The organism is Rhizobium centroccidentale (assembly GCF_030182565.1).
Lineage (GTDB): Bacteria > Pseudomonadota > Alphaproteobacteria > Rhizobiales > Rhizobiaceae > Rhizobium.
The window spans coordinates 98,766-120,971 of sequence record NZ_JAQJCG010000001.1 but is presented as its reverse complement, the minus strand read 5'-3'; the positions used below and the strand labels follow the sequence as shown (position 1 = coordinate 120,971).

General features: G+C 59.8%; 17 protein-coding genes and 2 pseudogenes. 15 read left to right on the top strand and 4 right to left on the bottom strand.

Annotated elements, in window-relative coordinates; translation table 11 throughout:
• Positions 1–15 precede the first annotated feature (15 nt).
• From PH562_RS00565 to PH562_RS00545, 5 genes are all read left to right on the top strand, one after another.
• Entirely contained in the window at positions 16–1,284 is a 1,269-nt protein-coding gene (locus PH562_RS00565; protein WP_285170879.1) for a glycerate kinase type-2 family protein, read from the top strand.
• A gap of 552 nt (positions 1,285–1,836) precedes the next feature.
• A complete protein-coding gene (locus tag PH562_RS00560; RefSeq protein ID WP_285170877.1) occupies positions 1,837–2,304 on the top strand; it encodes a putative pterin-binding protein in 468 nt (155 codons plus the stop codon).
• Positions 2,305–2,315: 11 nt separating this feature from the next.
• Entirely contained in the window at positions 2,316–4,718 is a 2,403-nt protein-coding gene (locus tag PH562_RS00555; RefSeq protein WP_113232511.1) for a putative bifunctional diguanylate cyclase/phosphodiesterase, read from the top strand.
• A 437-nt stretch (positions 4,719–5,155) separates the two neighbouring features.
• Positions 5,156–5,980 (top strand): signal peptidase I, encoded by an 825-nt coding sequence (gene lepB, locus PH562_RS00550; protein WP_285170875.1) that lies wholly within the window; start codon positions 5,156–5,158, stop codon positions 5,978–5,980.
• 201 nt (positions 5,981–6,181) lie between these two features.
• Positions 6,182–7,810, top strand: a complete 1,629-nt coding sequence (locus PH562_RS00545; RefSeq protein ID WP_285170874.1) for an MFS transporter — start codon at positions 6,182–6,184, stop codon at positions 7,808–7,810.
• Here PH562_RS00545 and PH562_RS00540 read toward each other — a convergent pair.
• On the bottom strand, positions 7,792–8,622 hold the full coding sequence (locus tag PH562_RS00540) for an AraC family transcriptional regulator (RefSeq protein ID WP_285170872.1): 831 nt from the start codon (positions 8,620–8,622) through the stop codon (positions 7,792–7,794). The genes PH562_RS00545 and PH562_RS00540 overlap by 19 nt on opposite strands.
• A 94-nt stretch (positions 8,623–8,716) precedes the next feature.
• On the opposite strand from PH562_RS00540, the gene PH562_RS00535 reads away from it, so the two are divergent.
• Complete coding sequence (locus tag PH562_RS00535) at positions 8,717–9,913, top strand: MFS transporter (protein WP_285170871.1); 1,197 nt, start codon at positions 8,717–8,719, stop codon at positions 9,911–9,913.
• A 74-nt stretch (positions 9,914–9,987) separates the two neighbouring features.
• Here PH562_RS00535 and PH562_RS00530 read toward each other — a convergent pair.
• A pseudogene (locus PH562_RS00530) lies at positions 9,988–10,193 on the bottom strand (thioredoxin); the annotation flags it as partial.
• Between the two features lie 311 nt (positions 10,194–10,504).
• Here PH562_RS00530 and PH562_RS00525 point away from each other — a divergent pair.
• The 5 genes and pseudogenes from PH562_RS00525 to PH562_RS00505 all read left to right on the top strand — a co-directional run bounded on the left by PH562_RS00525 (position 10,505) and on the right by PH562_RS00505 (position 14,156).
• Positions 10,505–11,599, top strand: a complete 1,095-nt coding sequence (locus PH562_RS00525; RefSeq protein WP_285170869.1) for a hypothetical protein — start codon at positions 10,505–10,507, stop codon at positions 11,597–11,599.
• A gap of 96 nt (positions 11,600–11,695) precedes the next feature.
• The gene (locus PH562_RS00520; RefSeq protein ID WP_285170868.1) at positions 11,696–11,965 is read left to right on the top strand and encodes a CopG family ribbon-helix-helix protein; all 270 of its coding nucleotides are present in this window, start codon (positions 11,696–11,698) and stop codon (positions 11,963–11,965) included.
• Positions 11,965–12,234: pseudogene (locus tag PH562_RS00515) on the top strand (type II toxin-antitoxin system RelE/ParE family toxin); the annotation flags it as partial. The gene PH562_RS00520 and the pseudogene PH562_RS00515, both read left to right, overlap by 1 nt.
• 89 nt (positions 12,235–12,323) lie before the next feature.
• Complete coding sequence (locus tag PH562_RS00510) at positions 12,324–13,181, top strand: AraC family transcriptional regulator (protein ID WP_285170867.1); 858 nt, start codon at positions 12,324–12,326, stop codon at positions 13,179–13,181.
• A gap of 99 nt (positions 13,182–13,280) precedes the next feature.
• Entirely contained in the window at positions 13,281–14,156 is an 876-nt protein-coding gene (locus PH562_RS00505) for an NmrA family NAD(P)-binding protein (RefSeq protein WP_285170865.1), read from the top strand.
• Positions 14,157–14,204: 48 nt separating this feature from the next.
• Here PH562_RS00505 and PH562_RS00500 read toward each other — a convergent pair whose 3' ends face one another.
• Positions 14,205–15,263, bottom strand: coding sequence for a sensor histidine kinase (locus PH562_RS00500; RefSeq protein ID WP_285170864.1), 1,059 nt, complete (start codon positions 15,261–15,263; stop codon positions 14,205–14,207).
• On the bottom strand, positions 15,247–15,939 hold the full coding sequence (locus PH562_RS00495; protein WP_285170863.1) for a response regulator: 693 nt from the start codon (positions 15,937–15,939) through the stop codon (positions 15,247–15,249). Before PH562_RS00495 ends, PH562_RS00500 begins: the two co-directional genes overlap by 17 nt.
• Before the next feature lie 239 nt (positions 15,940–16,178).
• Between PH562_RS00495 and PH562_RS00490 the strand changes: the two genes are divergently transcribed.
• From PH562_RS00490 to PH562_RS00475, 4 genes are all read left to right on the top strand, one after another.
• Positions 16,179–17,363, top strand: coding sequence for an efflux RND transporter periplasmic adaptor subunit (locus tag PH562_RS00490; RefSeq protein ID WP_483315300.1), 1,185 nt, complete (start codon positions 16,179–16,181; stop codon positions 17,361–17,363).
• Between the two features lie 7 nt (positions 17,364–17,370).
• Entirely contained in the window at positions 17,371–20,529 is a 3,159-nt protein-coding gene (locus PH562_RS00485) for an efflux RND transporter permease subunit (RefSeq protein ID WP_285170862.1), read from the top strand.
• Between the two features lie 198 nt (positions 20,530–20,727).
• The gene (locus PH562_RS00480) at positions 20,728–21,054 is read left to right on the top strand and encodes a hypothetical protein (RefSeq protein ID WP_095438722.1); all 327 of its coding nucleotides are present in this window, start codon (positions 20,728–20,730) and stop codon (positions 21,052–21,054) included.
• Positions 21,055–21,222: 168 nt separating this feature from the next.
• Positions 21,223–22,023 carry a bestrophin-like domain gene (locus PH562_RS00475; RefSeq protein WP_285170859.1) on the top strand — a complete coding sequence of 267 codons (801 nt, stop codon included), beginning with the start codon at positions 21,223–21,225 and terminating at the stop codon, positions 22,021–22,023.
• The last annotated feature ends 183 nt before the right edge of the window (positions 22,024–22,206 follow it).

Genomic DNA, 22,206 nt, shown 5'->3' with positions numbered 1-22,206 from the left:
GATGTGAGAGACCCGATGCCTGATATCGCCGATCCCCGCGCCTTTCTGGAAAAGCTGTTCTATACGGCGGTCGCTGCCGCCGATCCGGACAAGGCGCTGGCCGCTCATTTGCCGGAAAAGCCTAGGGGTCGGACGGTGGTGGTCGGTGCCGGCAAGGGGGCGGCACAGATGGCACGCGCCTTTGAGCGTCTCTGGGATGCACCGCTCTCCGGTGTCGTTGTTACGCGTTACGGCTATGCCGTTGCCTGCGAGCGTATCGAAGTTCTCGAAGCCGCTCACCCTGTCCCGGATGAAAGCGGACGGCTCGCAGCGAAGCGGTTGATGGCAGCTGTCAGCGGTCTTAACGAAGACGATCTGGTCGTCGCCCTTATTTGCGGCGGCGGCTCGGCACTGTTGCCGGCGCCGGCCGGCGATCTCACGCTTGCCGATGAGATCGCCGTCAATCGGGCCTTGCTTGCCTCCGGCGCGCCGATCGATGCTATGAATGCCGTGCGCAAACAGATCTCGCGCATCAAGGGAGGGCGGCTGGCGGCCCTTGCCCATCCGGCAAAGGTCGTCTCCCTCGTCGTTTCCGATATTCCCGGCGACAACCCCGCCCTGGTCGCCTCCGGCCCGACCATTCCCGACGAGACGACCCGCGCCAATGCACTTGCGATCATAGAACATTATAGTCTCGTTTTGCCTGACGCGGTGATGCGTCATCTCGAAGATGACAGGGACGAACCACCCCTACCCTCAGACCCTCGTTTCGCCGGCAACCAGGTGAAGCTCGTTGCTTCGGCGGCCATCGCACTGGATGCCGCTGCCGATGTCGCCCGCAAGGCCGGCGTCGAGACCATCGTGCTGTCCGATGCCATCGAGGGCGAAGCATCGGAGGTCGGTCGCCAGCATGCGGCGATCGTAGCCAAGATCCTGCAGCGGGGTCTGGCGTCGCAAGACCCCATGCTTCTTCTATCTGGCGGGGAAACCACGGTAACGATCAAGGGCAAGGGCAAAGGTGGCCGCAACAGCGAGTTCCTCCTGTCCTTCGCCTGCGCCATTTCCGGCCAGGAGGGCATTTCAGCGCTCGCCGCCGACACGGACGGTATCGACGGTTCCGAGGACAATGCCGGCGCTTTTGCCGATGGCGCCACAATTTCGCGGCTCGCCGAGCTCGAAAAAAATGCGTCCGAATTCCTTGATCGTAACGACAGCTGGTCGGCCTTCGCAGCTCTCGATGACCTCTTCGTCAGCGGTCCGACCGGCACGAATGTCAACGACTTCCGCGCCATCCTGCTGCAATAGGATCATCTCCGCCTGCCGATCGAGCGAGTGGGAGAATACGCAGCCGATGGCGTGACGCATTCTGTATTGAGCGGCGCGGTTGGAAAGCGTATGAGTTCATCAAAAAGCTGACTATTTTTCTTGCCGGCAAGGCCAACCGTTGCGGGCAAGCAGGGGATCGAAACTATCATGAATTTGTTGCACTTGCTCACTATCGAGGAGTAGCAAGGAGAAAGCGCTGTTGCGCCAGTCAATTTTTTGATCTGGTCATCGCGTGTCTTCGGTATGATGAATAGGGGGGTGAAATCGCAGTATCCTTACAACTGCCGAAGCTGCCGGGAAAATCCATATCGGCACTCGTCGACTTCATAGCAAAAGTGCAGATCAGCGGCACGCAAGCCGGAGCTTACCGACCTGGAAATAGATCAGTGAGTTCCGATAAATGCTACGCCCAATCTTGAGCTGTTAAGTTTGTTTCCATTGCCCTGTGGAACTTAACCGATCTTTAACAGCCAGTTGTGCAGGCTGGAGATAGAACGGGCAAGGCCCATACCCGAAAGCATCGGACCCTCAATGCGTCTTCTTGCCTCAATTATTTTTGCAGTCCTTGCTGCGTTCGTCGCGCCCGCCCTGGCACAGGACGTGCCGTCGGTGACGATTACCGGTTCCTCGGGCTCGGTGACGTTCGATCGCAATCAGCTTGAGGCGATGGGCCTCGTGTCGATCAAGACTTCGACGCCCTGGAATGCCGGTGTCGTCAACTTCGAAGGCGTGCCGATGGCGCTGTTGCTTGAAAAGGCCAAGGCCCAAGGTGCGACGGCCACGGTCATTGCCCTCAATGATTATAGCGTCGATATCCCGACCAGCGATTTCACCAAGTTCGGCACGATCCTCGCCGTCAAGCGCAATGGGGCATACATGCCTATCGACGATCAGGGCCCGTTCTTTGTGATGTATCCATTCGACAGCAACCCCATCCTGCAGGGACAGCCCTATCACGGTCGTGCTGTCTGGCAGGTCAAGGCAATCTCCGTGAAATAGCCCCGGACCGCATGCGCTACCTCCGCACAGCGCTGATCATTGTGATCCTGGGTTTCATCACCTCGGCGATCTATATTTCCGCCTTGGTCTTCCAGCGCCAGACCGCACTACAAGATGTCGGCTTGGGCAATATCACCTGGACGATAGCCCAAGCTCCGAGTGAGTTCACCAGGCTCGAACAGCGCGTCAGTGCCATCGGCATGAACGATGGCCAGGTCGATGCCCACGAAGTCAGGCTGCGCTTCGATATCGTCGTCAATCGCCTCAAGACCCTTCGGTCGAACGGGGTCGAGAAGTTCGTACAATCCAACCCGCATATCGGCGAGACCCTCGACGACCTCGAAGAGGCGCTCAACCAGACCCGGCCACTGCTTAGCCAGCTTTCAGTGCCCGGTACGCCGGCGCGGATCCTGGCGATTCTGGAGCCGATCTATCCGAAGCTGGCGCGGCTCTCCAGCGACAGCAACATGTGGTACTCGGCGCGCATTGCCGAAGATCGGCGCGGTCTCCTCGGGCTGCAATTGGCCCTGACCTGGGTCACCGTCGGCATGCTCATCGGCGGTTGCCTGCTGATTCTGCTGCTGCTCATTCACAATGGCCTTCTGGGCCGGGCGCAGAAGATCCTGCAGGCCAAGGAGCAGACCCTGGCGATCCAGAATGCCCGGTTCGATGCTGCAATGGAGGCCATGTCGCTCGGTCTCTGCCTGCTCGACGACCAATATCGCGTCATCGTTCATAATCCCCGTTTCCTGGCGCTGTTCGGTCTGGACGAAGTCCGGGCTCGGATAGGCACTCCCTTGGCTGATCTCATCGCGCCCGAATTGCTGCCTCCTGGATTGTCAACCACGGGGCCGCGCGGCATTGTCGGCGATAAGGCTCGTGTCCGGAACGACATCGCCGTGCTCAGCGACCATATCCATCATCTCGCGAACGGCATGGTGCTGGCCGTATCGCACGAGCCTACGGGTGAAGGCGGCTGGGTTTGCACTTTCGAGGATGTCAGCGAGCGTCATCGCGCGCAGGATCGTGTGGTGCATATGGCTCATCACGACGCGCTGACCGACATGCCCAATCGATTGCTATTCTGGGAAAGCGTCGGTCACGCATTGCGCGGATTGGCGGCCGGCGGCCAATTATTCACCATACTCTATCTCGATCTCGATCGCTTCAAGGAAGTCAACGACACGCTGGGCCACCCTGTCGGCGACGTGTTGCTGCGCAAGGTCGCCAGGCGGCTGCGCAACACCGCATCACAACATGACATCGTGGCGCGATTGGGCGGCGATGAATTTGCCGTGCTGCACCGGTGTCTGGATTCCACACTCGACAGTGCCCGCGATCTGTCGGAGCGCCTCATTGCCAGCATCAGCCGGCCTTACCGCATCGATGGCAACGAGATCGTTGTCAGCACCTGCATCGGCATCGCAGTCGCACCGCGCGCTGGCGGTGATACCGGCCAGCTGATGAAGAATGCCGACTTGGCACTATACCAGGCCAAGGCCGACGGTAAGGGAGTCTACCGCATCTTCTCCCCGCAGATGGAAGAGGATCTCCAGAACCGGCGCATTCTGGAGGCCGATATGCGTCACGGCATCAAGCTTGGGCAATTCGAGGTTCACTATCAACCGCAGATTTCGCACAAGACCCGCAAGATCGTTGCCAGTGAGGCACTGGTGCGCTGGCGCCATCCAGAGCGCGGGCTAATCCCGCCGGCCGAATTCATCCCGCTGGCAGAGGAAACCGGCTTCATCGACACGCTCGGCAAATGGGTGCTGCAACAGGCATGCGAAGATGCCCTTAACTGGCCCGAGGACGTGCGCGTCTCAGTCAACCTCTCTCCGGTTCAGTTCCGTCAGGCGGATCTGGTCGATATGGTCAAGAACGTGCTGGAATTTACCGAATTCGATGCGCGGCGGCTGGAACTGGAAATCACCGAGTCGGTACTCTTGCGGGACAATGCCGCGAACATCGAGGTCCTGAACCGGTTGCGTTCGCTTGGCTTGACCGTCGCGCTTGACGATTTCGGCACCGGCTATTCTTCGCTGAACTATCTGCAGCGCTTCCCCTTCGATAAGTTGAAAATCGATCGCAGTTTCGTGCGCGATCTGGAAAACCGGCCCGACAGCTTTGCCATCGTCCAGTCCATCGCTACGCTCGGTCGCAATCTCCAGATGCTGACCACGGCGGAGGGCGTCGAGACGCAGACCCAGCTCGACATGGTCATCAAGGCCGGTTGCTCGGAGAGCCAGGGCTATTACTTCAGCCCGCCTGTCCCGGAAGCAGAATTCCGCGCCATGATCAACCGGAAGAACAGCGATACCAGCGGAGCCCCAAACGGTCGAAGCCCCAAACCTGGCAGAGACAAAAGTTCTGAGAAGGCTGCAGACGCTGATTCTGCGGACGGGCAATACTAGCCCATCGCCGACTGCGCGACATTGACCTGAGGGGTGAGTGACACGTCCTAGCGGAAAGCGACCTGCCGTTCAAAGCTGATGCCAATACTGAAGGGTGCGTCCGACGACAAAGGATGGGGGCAGTCGTCGGACGCTGCACTGTCCGGCCCGAGGGTGGCATTCAGACCGGTAATTAGAATATTAGCATCTACCGTAGATTTAGGTGAGCTACCCAATTGGATTGGAAGGCGGGTAGCAGCAATTCCTTTGTGTTGATCGTGCAGCATCGATCGATTGCAGGTTTGGCAAGGCCGGCGGCACCTTCACTGCCTCCGAATGGATTGTCATTTTCGAAACTACGCTGGTGAGCGCGCGCTCGATATCATTTCACCCTTGCCTTTGCCGCCCCATGCGCAATCTTGACGCTTCATGTTCGGTTCGTGACTTGCGAGGACAATGTGAGTTTCTCTTTTCGCGGTAGTGTGCTGGTAGCAGGATTGTCGGCTCTCCTCATCGCGGGAGAAGCTATAGCGGTCGATGATGCGCGCGAACAAGAGTTCATGCGATTTATCGGCCCAGCCTATCCGCTTCTTCTTGCGAAGGCTGGTCTGTGGAAGACAGATCCGGCCGAGATGCAGGAGCTGGCGGGTAAGGCAGCCAGAGCTCTATCGGCTGTGGCTCCAGCTGATTGCGACGCTGCCGGATTCCGGCGCGATTTCTGCGGCATGTCCATGCGAACGATGCCTGCATCTTCCATGGCGCCGAGCATCCAGGAAAAAGAAGTCTTGATGATGAAGCCCTATAGAGACACCGCGCCCAAGCGCGGCGACATCATCGTCTTTTCCAGCGGGCACTACGCCTCTCCGGATAAGGCGGTCTTGTACGTCAAGCGGCTGATCGGCCTTCCCAGTGAAAAAGTGGAATTGCGCGACGGCACGGTTTTCGTCGACGGCAAGGCCTTCGCGGTGGCGCCGACGGATCGCACTATGACGGATCTCTTCGGCAAGACGGCTAGAATTCTTGAGGAGACGACCCCGGAAGGACGACGCTACAGAACCTCGATGACGGATCAAGCGGTCGCCGGCCAGGACGAAGCAGGTCCATTCGAAGTACCCGTTGGTCATTATTTCGTGCTGGGCGACAACAGGCACAATTCTGTCGACAGCCGTTTTCCAGATCAGTTCGGCGAAAACGGATTTGTTTCTGCGAAGGATGTTTCCGGGAAGGCCGCGATCATCTTCGTTTCTCCCGACCCCGATCGAATTGGCGCGTTGCTCGAGTGAAAATCGTGCTTTGCAGCTTTTGCAGTCCGAGGCTTCCCTCATGCAACTGCTGAATTCCGCCTTTATTGGCGAGAATATTATTCCAAAATCGTTTCGAAAGTTAGCAAATCACTATAGGCTCGATTTCGACTCGGCTGCGCACACGCTTTGAGCGAGCTCGCTGCATCGCCGATCGAGATAATCCTGCGAAGAAAAGCCGACATGCCCAATAGACCCTCTCCGCTCGTCGCGTTCCAGTCGAAGACTTTCCGCTCTCTCTGGTCGGCAACGCTCATTTCCAATCTCGGCGGATTGGTCGAAGGCGTCGGTGCCGCGTGGCTGATGACCAGCCTTGCGACATCACATGGCATGGTGGCACTCGTTCAGTCCTCCACCACCCTGCCCGTCATGATCTTCTCGCTTGCGGCCGGAGCGCTGGCTGACAATTACGACCGCAGGCGGATCATGCTGATTGCGCAGACGCTGATGCTCTCGGTCTCGGCGACGCTGGCGATCTTGTCTTACAGCAATGCGCTGACCCCGTGGCTTTTGCTCTGCTTCACCTTCCTGATCGGCTGCGGCGGCGCGCTTCACAATCCGTCGTGGCAGGCGTCGATGGGCGATGTCGTGCCACGCGAGCACCTGCCGGGTGCGGTCGCGCTGAACAGTATGAGCTACAACCTGATGCGCAGCATCGGGCCTGCCATTGGCGGCGTCATCGTCGCGGCGGCCGGTGCCGCCTTTGCGTTCCTCTTCAATGTCTTCTGTTACTTCGCCCTCATCATCACCCTATGGCGCTGGAAGACCGCGCCCGCCCGCGATACGCTGCCGCGCGAGCCGTTCGGCAGTGCCATGTCGGCAGGCTTTCGCTATGTGCTGATGTCGCCGAACCTTCTCAAGGTCATGTGCCGCAGCTTCGTCTTCGGCTTGACGGCAATCGTTATCCTGGCGCTCCTGCCTCTCGTTGCGCGCGATCATGTCCACGGCACGGCGATCACCTACGGCATCATGCTCGGCTTCTTCGGCTTCGGTGCCATCTGCGGCGCGATGCTGATCGGCCGCATCCGCGATATACTGAGCAATGAATGGGTGATCCGCGGTGCCTTCTTCACATTGGCGGTGAGCTGCTTGTTGCTTGCGCTAAGCAACCAGGTATGGCTGAGCTGTCTTATTCTCATGCCGGCCGGCGTCGCCTGGGTGCAGGCCTTCTCGCTCTTCAATGTCACGGTTCAGCTCTCCACGCCGCGCTGGGTGGTCGGCCGCGCTCTGTCGCTCTATCAGACCGCCACCTTTGGCGGCATGGCGGTCGGAAGCTGGCTCTGGGGCGAACTGGCGGACGCTCACGGCGTCACGGGCGCGCTTTTCATCGCAAGCGTCGGCCTGGCAATAGGCGGCCTGCTTGGCCTGCTGCTGCGCCAGCCGGATTTCGAATCCCTCAATCTCGATCCGACGAACACCTTCAGCGAACCACAACTGCAGCTCGACCTGCGTTCCAGAAGCGGCCCCATCCTGGTCATGGTGGACTACGACATCGATCAGGAGGATGTGGCGGAATTTCTAGCCGTCATGGCCCAGCGTCGCCGGATGAGAATCCGCGACGGGGCAAAGCAATGGTCGCTGTTACGCGATCTGGAAAAACCGAACACCTGGACGGAAAGCTACCATCTGCCGACCTGGATCGATTATGTTCGCCACAGCCAACGCCAGACGCATGCCGACGTCGAGGTCGCCGAACACCTAGACAGATTGCATCGCGGCGACCGCCCGCCCGTCATCCACCACATGATCGAACGGCAGACGGTGCCCAGGCACGACGACATGCCATTGAAGCCCTATCTCGACGCGACATGATGTTCATGGCCGGGGCTTGCAACAGCGGAGTCGCGTCCCGCGTGCTGGCGCGCCATTTCGCGTGGCGAATAACCGAAGGCGCGCTTGAACATGGTCGTGAAGGCGGCCGGGTTCTTGTAGCCAAGGTCAATCGCGATCGTCGTCACTGGCACGCCGGCAACAAGCCGCGGAAGCGCGGCATGCAGGCAGGCCTGCTCGCGCCATTTGACGAAACTCAGCCCCGTCTCCAGGCGAAACATGCGGGTAAATGCGCGACGGCTCATGCGCATGTGGCTGGCCCACAGATCGATCGTATCATGCGTTGCCGGCCGCCTGAGGAAATCCTGGCATTTCTGAGCCAGCGCGCTGTTGCGCGGGATCGGCAGGGACAATGGCAGCGGCCTCAACCTTGCCAGTTCGTGCAGAAGCAATGCCATCAAAGCGCCGGCCCGATCATTGACGTCGTAATCCACCGGAATATCGACGGCTTCGGCAATAAGCGTGCGCAGCAAGGGCGAGATTTCGACCACCTGACAGTGATCCGGCATCGTCTTGATCGCTTCCGGCTCAATATAGAGACTGCGCATGCTGACCTTGCCGAGCATGCGCACGCTATGGATCACACCCGGAGGGATCCACATACCACGCTCCGGCGGCATGACGAGCGTGCCGTCAGGCGTGGTCACGACCACTACGCCGGAAAAACCGTAGAGCAGTTGGGCACGGCGATGCTGATGCGGTTCGACGCGGTGGCCGTCGCCATATTCATTGCCGAGGGCAATGAGGGGACGATCGACATCGATGAACGGATCTATGCGGCTGTTCCTGACCATTCTGGCCCAGTCTCGTAAGAATTACGCCCTGTCGCGGTAGCGGGCAATTTTGTTTTCTAATATCAGCGCGACAGAACATTGAAAAGTGACGGTCATGAGCCAGGTGATGAATCCGCCCCGTGCGGCTACGACGATATATCCAGTCATTATGGTGGCGAGCCTCGGCCATTTCATCAACGACGTCACGCAGGCATTGCTGCCGGCAAGCTATCCGGTGCTCAAGACCGGCTTTGACTTGAGCTTCGCTCAGCTCGGCGTGCTGACATTCGTCTACCAGATCACGGCCTCGATCCTCCAACCCTTCGTCGGCTGGTACACGGACGGACGGCCTCAGCCCTATTCGTTGCCGTTCGGCATGATCTGCAGCTGCGCCGGCATGATCACGCTCGGCTTGGCGCCCAATTACCCAACACTATTGATGGGCGCGATACTGCTCGGCTTCGGCTCCTCGATCTTCCATCCGGAAGCATCTCGCATCGCCCGCCTGGCATCGGGCGGAAAGCACGGCTTCGCCCAGTCCCTGTTCCAGGTCGGCGGCAATTTCGGCACCTCACTCGGCCCGCTGCTCGCAGCTTTCTTCATCCTGCCGCATGGTCAGCATGGAATGGCGGCGCTTGCGAGCCTGGCTTTTGCCGGCATTCTTATTCTCGGCGGCCTCGGCCGCTGGTATCAGCTGAATGGCAGCCATCTGCGCGCCCCGGCAAAATCCGGCAAGCCTCATAAGGCGCTGAGCCTGTCACGTGCCCGCGTCGGTCTTGCCATCGCCGTCCTGATCGCGTTGATCTTTTCGAAATATTTCTATCTGGCAAGCTTCACCAGCTACTATAATTTCTATCTGATGGCTCGGTTCGGCGTGACGGAACGAACGGCTCAGCTCTGCCAGTTCGTATTCTTCGCCGCGGTCGCCGTCGGCACGATAGTCGGCGGCCCCGTGGGCGACCGCATCGGCCGAAAGAAAGTTATCTGGGCCTCCATCCTTGGCATCCTGCCCTTCACCATCGTCTTGCCTCACGCCAATCTCGAAACGACGATCATCCTCAGCGCGATCATCGGCACGGTCATTGCATCGGCCTTTTCCGCGATCGTCGTCTACGCGCAGGAATTGCTGCCCGGCCGCGTCGGCATGGTGTCCGGCCTGTTCTTCGGCTTCGCCTTCGGCATGGGCGGCATCGGAGCCGCAGCGCTCGGCGTCCTAGCCGACCACACCAGCATCGAGTTCGTCTTCGAGCTTTGCGCCTTCCTGCCGCTGATCGGACTTTTGACGATCCTGCTGCCGAACGTAGAAGATTGAGGGCAACCTAAAAGGGGCAAGGCGCCGAGGTGGGGACATCGGCGCCTTGCCCTCTCTCTTTCACGAGGTGGAAACACCCAGGCTTCGACATCATCGCCGCTGCTCATATCGGCCTGCACCAGCCCGTCGATCATGAAGGTCGGGAAACGTGAATACCGTTCTGCCGGGCATATTTGGGGTGCCACTTGATCTCGCGGTCGAAATCCGGAATGGCAAAAGCCTTCTTTAACGCGATACCGCTGTAGCGCTCCAGTCGCTCGATCAGTTCATTCGGCGTCACAACTATATGCCCGAGATCAAAAATCTCGAGCGCGAGAAGCAAATCTGAAAGATCGCGACGCGCTTTAAACGGGCTCGCCTGCACCGGTCAAAGTTGCGGTACAAAAAAGTCACACCCATGCAGGTTTGCTGTGGGCATCACCATGAAATCGTCGAATGGCCTACAACCGGGTATTGAGCTGACGGGTTGAGTGTCTATTTCCTCGCGCTTCAGCTGTGGGCGCCAAATACCCCCAGGATTTTGCGAAGCATATGCTTCGCTCCTCGCCTTGCGGCTGTCTACGCAACCATTCGGAGTTTCAGGGCAGAACAATGACATTCCCGACGATCAAACTTCCCGAAAGAGCCCTGAGGCTTGCTCAAAGCCTTATTACAATGCCGAAGGCCGTCTATTTCTCGCTGCCGATCCTGATCGGCCTGACCGTTTTCATGGCTATTTCCGAAGCGCCGGGCATATTGAGGGATTGGACGATCAGCCAAAATCCCGTCAAGCTCGTCAACGGCGATATCCGCGATGGAAAATGCTCGACCCGGAAGGGCTTCTTCACAACCTGCGAGGCGCGCCTCAACTACGCCTACAATGGCCAGACCTACGACAGGGATGTCGAGATCATGTTCGTCGACATCCACGCCGGTGACTATGACACGGACCTCGTCATCTCCGGCGACCATCCGGACTTGGCGACCCTCAGCCTCGGGCTGGATATGCTCTGGAACCGGATCATAACGCTTGCCGTCTTCGTCGCCCTTCTTGGCGGCGCCTGCATCGCGATGATTTTCCAGATCCTGCGTGTCTGGCGTGTCCGCGGGCAACTGCACACGGCTGCACAGCTCGAGCCGGTCCCGGTGGAAATCACAGCCTTCCAGCGCCGAGGCAAGCGGCTGACGGTGACCTATACCGACAAGATCGCCGGAAGAAAAACCGGACGAGCGGCCCATACGAACTTCCAGCCAGGACAGGAACCTCTGGTCGTCGGTGCAAAGGACGGCAAGGCCGTGGCGCTCGCCGTCTGGCACGGAAATACGGCTCTCCCGGTGCTTTTGGATAGCCGACTGGAGCGGATCGACATGACGGCGGAAGAACGCGCAAGCATTCTCGCGCCGCTGACGGCAGAACTTGGCGGCCAGCCGCCGGAACTCATTGCTCAAGGGAAGAAAGGGCCGTCCATCATGACGCGGCTCGGCAGGGTTTTCCTGATCATACTTCTCTTCATCGCCGGTATTTTCGGCTACTGGGTCTGGTATGTGACCAGCGCCGGCTCGCAGTTCACCTCGCCCGCCATGGACCTCAACAATATGATGCCGGCGCCTCTCAACCGCTGGGGCTGCGATCAGTTGAAGAAGCGCTTCGGTGATCAACGCGCCCCCTTCGGCTGCACTGCCTCGGACTATACGAGCTGGAAGTGACGTTCGACTGGCAGTGTTGGACGCGGGTTCATAAGTAGGCCGCGTCCTTTGCCCGTTCATTCCAAGATCTGGAGCCCTCTCAGAAAGGATGATCGTGTGGCAAACTCGGCGACCAAAGTCTTGACTGCGCATGTACCGCTTTCGCTGGCCGAAAAACTCGATTTGATGGCCGAGAGGCTCGAGCGTTCCCGCGGCTGGATCATGAAGCAGGCTCTGACCGCGTGGCTCGACCAGGAGGAAGAGCGCGAGCGTCTGACCCGCGAAGCTCTCTCCGACGTCGACGATGGCAATGTGATCGACCATCAGGCCGTGCAGGCATGGGTCGATAGTTTAAGCACTGACGATCCATTGCCGGCCCCACCCTGATGGAAGCAAAATGGACCAGCAAGGCGCTATCCGGCTTCACTCGCCTGCATGAATTTCTGACCGCTGTTAACAAGCCGGCGGCTGTTCGCCCAGTGCAGTTTCTGACCAAGGCGCCGACCGTTCTGCTGGCCAATCCGCGAATTGGAGAAAGGCTGTTCGAATTCGAGCCACGCGAGGTCCGGCGGCTTCTCATCGGCCACTACGAGATACGCTACGAACTTCAACAGTCGACGATCTACATCTTGAGGCTATGGCACACCAGGGAAGATTGGCTCGACCCGAGACGCCGGTCTCCGTATAATCCTCTGATCGAGGTCGCCTCCAATCCGGGCGATAGATTTGGCAGAAGCGCGCAATCATGGACCAGTTCAACAGTGCCGCCACGACGCTTCTCTCCAGCAAAGATCGTGGCTGGAAAGGCTTGGAGGCGAACCTCCTTCTTATTCAAGCTGGCCGCACCCATGTGCCGGGATCGCAGACGCATCGGCTCGGCATTCATTTCGGGCGGGCCGTGAATGCTTTTTGTGAATGCGACGGCCGCCAGCACCGGCGTCGTCAGGCGCATGGCGATATCGACATCGTTCCTGCCGGGCTGGATGGCTGGTGGGAGGATGACGAGGACTGCACTATTCTGCGCCTGAATATCCAGCACGAACTCCTTCAATCGGCCGCGGAAGCACTCGGCAGAAATCCGGATACCGTTTCTCTGGCGCCGAAATTCCAGCTTCGGGATCCCCGGCTCGAATCGATCGCCTGGGCGATCAAGGCCGAAATCGAGTCGTCCGTTGCGTCGGACAGAACCTATGCGGAAGCGCTGGGATTGGCGCTGGCGATCCGTCTTGTGGAAGGCAGCGAACAGACTTCGGTCGGGACAGCCGCGACAGGGGCCACTTTGACAAACCGCCATCAGCGACGCCTGGTGGATTTTATCGAAGCCCATATCGATCGGTCGCTGTCTCTTGCCGATCTCGCCGCGACGGTCGGCCTCAGCGTATCGCATTTGAAGCCACTCTTTCGCGCCACTTTCGGCATGCCGGTTCATCACTATGTGCTGACACGCCGGGTCGAGCGCGCAAGATTGCTCATTCTCTCTACCGACATGGCGCTCGCTGAAATCGCTTTGGCGACGGGGTTTGCCCATCAGAGCCACATGACGCACTGGATGCGGCGCATCCTCGGCCTCACCCCCGGCATGCTGAGCCGGATGCATTCATGACTTCGATTGTCGTCCGAACCTGCAATTGACCATCCGGACCTGTGCGATGCGGCGAGCATACTTGGCTAGGCTGCAGGAAAATCGACAGGAGAAGATGCAATGCATGCAATTCTGGGCGCCACCGGCAAGGTTGGCCGCACGACTATCGCCGCCCTGCGCGAGGCCAACGTTCCCGTCCGCGCAATTCTGCGCGATGGATCGAAAGCACAGGCTTTTTCGGATCTCGGCTGCGAGATCGCCGTTGCCGATGTGCATGACCATCGGGCGCTGACATCAGCATTCGAAGGGGCAAGCGCCGTCCAGATCATCTGCCCGGTCGATGTTCGCGCCCCGCAGGCAAATTCCCGCATGAGACGACTGGTCGATTGCCTTGGCGAGGCCCTGGCAGCTGCCAAACCGCAAACCATTCTCGCCATCTCCGACTATGGCGCGCAGCATAGCTCTGGCACCGGCGTCACCTTAATCTTCCACGCCCTCGAAGCGCGGCTGCGTCAGCTGGAGGCCAGAAGACTTATCCTGCTGCGGTCGGCCGAACACATGGAAAACTGGGCGCGTCTGGCAAAGGTAGCGGCAGAGAGCGGCCGATTGCCGAGCTTCTACCATCCGCTGACCAAGCTTCTTCCGACGATCTCCGCCCATGACGTGGGCTCGATTGCTGCCGAACTGCTTCTGGAAAAGCAGGGCGTCGCTCTAAGGATTGTTCATGCCGAAGGCCCTCGGCGCTATACGCCGAACGATGTTGCGGCAGCCATTGGTTCGCTGACCGGTCGCGATGTCCTTGCCCAGCCGCTTCCCGAGACCGAGTGGCAGGCCGCACTCATGCGGGCGGGGCTTTCCGAAGACTATGGGCGACTCCTGGTTGAACTTTATACCGCCCATAATGCGGGCCGAATAGACGTTGAAAAAGATGTGGGTGAAATCCGCCGGGGCACAACCGAATTGGCAGAAGTGTTGCGGCGAATTCTCAGCGCATGAGAATGTCGCAATGCCCTGGAACAGTTGTTTGCCGCCATCCACACGATCTCAGCAGCGCGGGATAGTCAGCACGACGGTCGTGCCTCCGCCTTTGCGGCTGTCGATCGTGGCATGGCCGCCATGCGCCTCGGCGATCGCCTTCACAACGGCAAGACCGAGGCCTGACCCACCGCCTCTTCGCGTTCTCGCATCGTCGGCCCTCCAGAACCGCTCGAAGGCCCGTTCGCTTTCCGCAGCCGTCATGCCGGGGCCGTCATCGGAAACCATAATGACGCACAGGCTGCTGGCCTCCTGTGAGGCTACACGCAGCGTCGAGCCCGGAGCATAGCGTGCGACATTGTCGATGAGCGCAAGCACCGCCTGCCGGATACGCGCCCGGTCGGCAATCACAACCATCTTCTGCAAGTCGGTTTCGACCCTGATGCTGAGGCTGGCAAGCGAGGGCCCAACGGAATCGATTATGTCTCCGATTTCTTCACTAACGTCGAAACGCGATTGCTGCAGCTCCATGCGCCCGGCATTCATTAGCGAAAGCGTCTTCAGATCGTCGACGATGCGGGTCAGCGCATCGATATGACCGATCAATCCGCGGAATACCTCCTGGCTTGGCTCGAACACCCCATCCGCCAGCCCCTGCATGCGGCCGCGCAAGATCGTCAGCGGCGTGCGCAATTCATGCGCGATAGCCGAATTCGAATATTGGAGCTCCTTTTCCGCTCTTTGCAGCTCTTCCGCCATCCGGTTGAAATCGTTGATCAGGCGGTCCGCTTCGCCGAAATTGCCTTCGCCCGTCGCCCGGCCTGCAAAGTCTCCATCCGCAATGAGGCGGGCAGCCTCGGTCACGGCCGTCAAGGGCTTGACCAGGCGCCTGGCGAGCCGCCATCCGACATAAGCGCCGACGGCCTGGCCGATCGCCACGTTGATGCCGAGCACGACGAAATCGCTGACGGCCCAATCGTCCGGCGGAGCGGAGTCATTGAACAGCCATTCGTAGACATAGCCGTAGATCAGGAACCCGAAAAACATCACCGACAGGGCGACGAAGGCGACGATCGTCGTCGACCAGATGATCTGCCTGTTAAGGCTGTTGCTAACCGAAATCGCCAAGGCGGTAACCCACTCCCCGGACACCATTGAGGAGGTCGCCGACACCGGCGGCATCGAGCTTGCGGCGAAGTTTGCTCATGTGGCTGTCCACGGTGCGGTCGAGTGCATCACCTTCGGGAAGGCAGGCATCGACGATCTCGCCACGTTCGAAAGCCCTGTTCGGGAACCCCGCCATATATTCGAGGATGCGGAATTCGGTTCGGGTGAGGTTCAGCGGCATGCGGCTTTCGCCATTTTCGACGACAGCCATGTGCGCGATCGGATCGATTGCAAGCCTGCCGACGCGCAGCACCTTGTTCGCAGCACTTCCCATCGCCCGCCGCAAAACCGCCCGCGCCCGGGCGACCACCTCGACCGGGTTAAACGGCTTCACCACATAGTCGTCGGCGCCGGAACGCAACCCATGCAGCTTGTCGAGATCGTCGGCAAGCGCCGTGACCATGATGACAGGCGTATCGCCTCTTTGGCGGATGGTGGCAAGCACGGTATGGCCGTCGAGTTTCGGCAGCTTGACGTCGAGGACGACGAGATCGGGCCGCAGCCGCTGGTGATGGGAAAGCCCGATCTCGCCATCCGAGGCCGTCAGCACGCGAAACCCCTCGCGCTCAAAATAGCGTTCGAGAATATCGGAGATCTCCGGCTCGTCCTCGACGATCAATATCAGTGCATTTTCCATCCAAGGCTCCTTTACCGGATAGAAACGTCAGACAGGGCCCGCGCGTCAACATTCCTCCGCCCTCCTCCATAAAACCTCCACAAAACGTCGACCGAAGGCCAACAATCCCAATGTTTGCTTAGGCTCGGACGAAAGTGCCATTCGCGCGCGGCGTTGAAGCGGCCCCTTTCGAATGGGTTCACCTCGTCGGGACGCGGAGCGGCGATCTCCTCGCTCCACGGTCAATTGGGAATACATCTATGCGATCTGCATTCGAACTGCCTTGCGGGAAGGCGATATTGGCGGCAATGGCAATGCTTGTGCTGGTTTCCAGCCACGCTGGTGCCCAGGAGAGCGGCGAAATGCCCCCGCCCGCGGTCGGCGTCCTGGAAATCAAGGCGCATCCGGTACCCGTCATGAGCGAGCTCCCCGGACGCATCGCCGCGACAAGGATCTCCGAAGTGCGTGCTCGGGTCTCAGGCATTCTCCAGGAGCGCGTTTTTCAACAGGGCAGCCTGGTGCATCAGGGCGACGTCCTCTACCGGATCGATCCGAAGCTGTTTCAGGTGCGGGTGGCGAGCGCCAAGGCGGCCTTGCAGAAAGCCAAAGCCGTACAGGCCAATGCCAGGCAGCAACTTGAGCGGCAGCGCTCGCTCCGTGAGCGCAACGTCTCGACCGCCGTCGACTATGATACAGCCGCCGTCAATCTTGCACAGGCCGACGCCGATGTCGCGGCTCAGCAAGCCGCCCTCGACGAAGCTGAAATCAATCTGGACTATACTAAGGTCAGAGCGCCCATCACCGGCATCATCGGCGGCGCTCTGGTGACCGAGGGAACGCTCGTGACAGCCGAGGGCGCATCCAACCTCGCGCTCATCCAGCAGATCGATCCGGTCTATGCCGATTTCACACAATCCGCGCAGGACCTCTTGGCGCTGAAGCGTGCCGTCAGCGAAGGCAAGCTGCAGAGCCCGGCACCCGGGCAGGCATCCGTCGAGCTCGTGTTCGACGGTGGAAAGAGCTATTCCAAGCCAGGCAAGCTCCTGTTTTCGAACGCGAATGTGGACCCCAACACGGGACAGGTCACATTGCGTGCGGAATTTCCCAATCCCGATGGCGATCTCCTGCCGGGCATGTATGTCCGCGTGCGCATCGAGCAGGCAGTCCAGAAGAGCGGCATCACCATTCCGCAAAGGGCGGTGATGAGGGACGCCCAAGGCAACCCTCAGATTCTCGTGGTCGCCGCCGACCAAACGGCGCAGGTGCGCACCATCGTTCTCGGCGCATCTCTGAGCACCGAGTGGATCGTTGTTTCCGGCCTGAACGACGGCGAAACCATCATTGCCGACGGGGTCCAGAAGGTCACGCCCGGTGGCAAGGTCGTCGCCGAACCATGGACACCGCAAAATGCCGAGCCGAACACCTCAGACCAGGCCGCAAAGTAACCAAATCATGGCACAGTTCTTTATCAGGCGACCCGTCCTCGCATGGGTCTTTGCACTCTTCATCATGATCGCGGGCATCATTACGATCCCCCTATTGCCGGTCGCACAATATCCCGCCGTCGCTCCGCCGCAGCTCTCCATTTCCGCCTCCTACCCCGGCGCCTCCCCGCAGGAAATCTATCAGGGCGTGACCCGGCTGATCGAGGAGGAGCTGAACGGCGTCCATGGCATCGCCTATTTCGAATCGACCTCCGACAATTCCGGCTCGGTGAGCATCAACGCCACCTTCGTCTCCGGCACAGATATCGGCAAGGCGACCGTCGACGTGCAAAATGCGGTGCGACGCATCGAGGCGCGGCTGCCGCAGACGGTCCGCACGCAAGGCATTCAGGTCGAGGAAGCCAGCGCCGGCTTCCTGCTGATCGCGGCCCTGACCTCGACCGACGGCAAGATGGATGAGATCGCGCTCGGCGACTACATCAACCGCAATGTCCTCGGAGAGCTGCGTCGTTTGCCGGGCGTCGGCCGGGCTCAGGTTTTCGCCTCGCAGCGGGCACTGCGCGTCTGGATCGACCCGGACAAGATGGTCGGCCTCCATCTGACGGCGGCCGACATCAGCGCGGCGATCGCCGCCCAGAACGCGCAGGTCGCAGCCGGTCAGATCGGAGCCGCGCCCAATCCGGTCAGCCAGGATCTGACCGCGACCGTGATCGTCGAAGGCCAACTCAACAGTGCGAAGCAATTCGGTGACATCATCCTCCGTGCCAATCCCGATGGCTCGACCGTGCGCCTGCGCGACGTCGCCCGAGTCGAGGATGGCGCGGAAACCTATTCGACCGCAAGCCGGCTCAACGGCAATCCGAGCGCCGGCCTTGCCATCCAGCTTTCCTCGACCGGCAACGCCGTCGCCGTCTCGGGGGCCGTCAAGGCGAAGATGGACGAGCTGTCAAAGTTCTTCCCGAAGGGCGTCGAGTATTCGATACCCTATGACACCAGCCCCTTCGTCAATGCTTCGATCGAGAAGGTCGTGCACACGCTGATCGAGGCGATCGTCCTTGTCTTCATCGTGATGTTCGTCTTCCTGCAGAATTTCCGCTATACGCTCATCCCGACGCTCGTCGTGCCTGTCGCACTGCTCGGAACCTGCGCCATCATGTATGTGACGGGGTTCTCCATCAACGTATTGACGATGTTTGCCATGGTTCTGGCGATCGGTATCCTTGTCGACGATGCGATCGTCGTGGTCGAGAATGTCGAGCGCATCATGGCCGAAGAGGGTTTGCCGCCGAAAGTCGCGACGCAGAAGGCAATGAAGCAGATCACCGGCGCCATCCTCGGCATCACGCTGGTGCTGTCCTGCGTCTTCATTCCGATGGCATTCTTCCCAGGTGCTTCCGGCATCATCTACCGCCAGTTCTCGCTGACCATGGTCGTCTCGATCATGTTCTCTGCCTTCCTGGCGCTGTCGCTGACGCCGGCGCTCTGTGCCACTTTCCTGAAGCCGATCGACGGAAATCACCATGAGAAGAAAGGTCTCGGCGGCTGGTTCAATCGCAAGTTCGACGGAATGACGGCGGGCTACGCCAGGACCACGGCCGGCCTTGCACGCCGGTCAGGACGCATGATGGGCGTCTATCTCGCGCTCGTCATCGGCCTCGGCTACCTCTTCGTCAACCTGCCCGGCTCCTTCGTGCCGGAAGAAGACCAGGGCATCCTGATCGTCGACATCCAGGGACCGACGGAGGCGAGCGCCAACCGTACGATCGCGTCGCTGAAGCAGATCGAGGCGATTTTCAAGGCCGAACCGGCCGTTGAAAACGTCTTTGCCGTCCAGGGTTTCAGCTTCTCCGGAAATGGCCCGAACTCGGCCATCGCCTTCGTGACGCTCAAGGACTGGGCCGTCCGGCCTGCGGGCAGTTCGGTGCCGGAAATCGCTGCGCGCGTCAACGCACAGCTCGCCGGATTGAAGGATGCTACCTCCTATGCCCTTTCGCCGCCGCCAATAGAAGGTTTCGGCACGACGAACGGTTTCTCCTTCAGGCTACAGGACCGCGCCGGGCGCGGACAGAAAGCGCTCAAGCAAGCGGCGGAAGAGCTGATGGCAAAAGCGGCCAAGAGCAGTGCGGTGACCAACGTCCGCGTCGAGGGCATGCAGGAAGCGGCGCAGATCATCCTTGCGATCGACCGCGAGAAGGCGAACACCTTCGGCGTCGGCTTCACCGACATCAACGATGCGATCACCGCGAACCTCGGCTCTTCCTATATCAATGACTATCCGAACGCGGGCCGCATGCAGCAGGTCATCGTGCAGGCTGACGGCCGCAGCCGCATGCAGGTTGAAGACCTGATGAAGCTGAACGTCCGCAACACCACCGGCGGAATGGTGCCGCTCTCGTCGTTTGCGACCGCTGACTGGCGCAAGGGCGATCCGCAGATCGTCGGCTACAATGGCTTTCCGACGATCCGCATTACCGGGGAAGCAGCAGCCGGCAAGTCCTCGGGGGCCGCCATTGCCGAGATGGAACGCCTCGCATCCGAACTTCCCGACGGCTTCGGCTACGAGTGGTCCGGCCAGTCGCGCGAGGAAATCGCCTCCGGCAACCAGGCGCCGGTCCTCTTCGCCTTCAGTATCCTCTTCGTCTTCCTGCTGCTGGCAGGCCTCTATGAGAGCTGGTCGATCCCGCTATCGGTCATGCTCGTCGTGCCGCTCGGCATTATCGGCTGCGTGCTGGCGGCGATGCTGCGCGACATGCCGAACGATCTTTATTTCAAGGTCGGACTTATTGCGATCATTGGTCTGTCGGCGAAGAACGCCATCCTGATCGTCGAGTTCGCAAGGGATTATTACGCACATGGCAAGTCCCTATTGGACTCGGCGACCGAGGCAGCCCGAGTCCGCTTCCGCCCGATCGCGATGACATCGCTTGCCTTCACGCTCGGCGTCGTGCCGCTGGCGATTGCAACGGGTCCCAGTGCCGCCAGCCAGAACGCGATCGGCACCGGCGTCCTCGGCGGCATGATTTCCGCGACGGTCCTTGCCGTCTTCTTCGTCCCGGTCTTTTTCGTCTTTGTACTGTCCCTCCTCCGGACCAAGAGACCGGCCGAGGAGAAGGGTGCGGGCGCCGACGTCCCGCCCGCACCCACCGCTCACTCCCGATCCGGATAAGGTGTGAAGAGATAAAGAGTGGAAGGGGCCTGAAATGATGCAGGCTCCCGAAGTCGCTGTACACGAACTGCAGGTCGGAGATCGAACACGACCAGCGCCATTCTGCAATCTGGCCGTTGGTGATTTCAATCGCTTCACGTCGCGCTCAATTCCTGACATATATGCGGAAAGGCGACTTGCCGTCGTGGATATGGCGTTATGAACGGGTCAACACCGGAAAAAAGCAAGTTGCGAGCACCTGCGGGCTCCGTTACGGGGCTTTGCTCCGCGTCCGCGACGATGTTTGCGGTGGGAATGGCCTTTCTGGGCTACTGGGGAGTGTATGACCAAGGGCCCTGGCGCATATCCGATTATTTCGTTGTGGCCTTGGCCATTATCGGATTTGCGGCTCTCGGTTCCGTGCCCTGGATCGTAACGACGCCCGTAGCGGAAGAAGAGGCCGAGAAAGTTGTCGGAGCCAGGCGCGCATTGGCATTGGGGGTCGCCTTGATCTGGCTGTCCGTTTGCATCGCGGTATGCACCTGATCCATTCTGCCGACTTGCATACGATAGCTGATTCAAAGCTGCCCAGCTGCAAAGGATACCGGGTTGCCGGGCCAAGCGAACACCCATGAAAGATCACGGAGCTTTTATCCTCCCGCTTTCTCGAGATACATGACATAATCAACGGCCATGCAGCAGGAGCATTTTTCGATGCAGCGCGAAGCGGTGTGGACGCTGGCTTTGTTTGTTCTCCTAGTGTTTAGTGCCGCGGCCGGTTCGATATTGCGTGCGAGATTACCTGCCCCACATCGCGGCAACGAGACGATAGACTTCCTCCGCGTCGTCACAGCCCTTCTTGTCACTTTTGCCGCCCTCGTCATGAGCTTGCTTCTGGCATCGGAACTGAACGCATTCACAACGGCGTCTCACGATCGCAACCGCTACGCCGCAAGTCTGGCAGAGATGGACCGCTGTCTGAGGAATTACGGACCGGCATTGGATAATGAGCGACGACTTCTGCGCAGCTACACAACCGCCGTCATCGCCAGCACATGGCCGGGTGAGCCAGTTCCAACAGAGGTGACATATCCTGACATATCAAAATTGCCTTTGACTGGCGAAGCGCCTGCTCTTGGAGCAATTCTCAACAATATCGGTCTCGGCATCGCCCGCGAGCAGCCAACCGATGCCTTGCATCATCTGCTCGTGACCCGTTGCAATCAGCTCTTCGGCAATCTCCTGGCAGCGCGATGGACCGTGATCGAGGACGCGCACGGCGCGCTTTCAGCACCCTTTCTCGGTGTCCTGATCTTCTGGCTCATGCTGGTATTCCTAAGCTTTGGTCTTCAAGCTCCCAGAAACCCGCTCACGGGTTCCATCGTCGCCGTCGCCATCGTGTCGGTGGCAAGCGTCATGTTTGTCATTCTGGATCTTGATCTTCCCTATGGCGGTCTCTTCGGCATTTCGAGCGAATCCATGCGGCATGCGCTCACGGATATGCTGGCACAATAGCGATCAGCAAAGCCGTGTGCATCGCTCGATCGACGCGCGGGCGCGAAATCATCTGCTCGACACTCGATAGACTGCCGAATGTGCGCGTCTTTTGGCCTGGCGGAAGTTTTTATTTCTTCTTCTCCATTCACGGCATGAATAGTGACTATGATATGGCGCGCAGGATCCTGGAGGAGGCAGGCG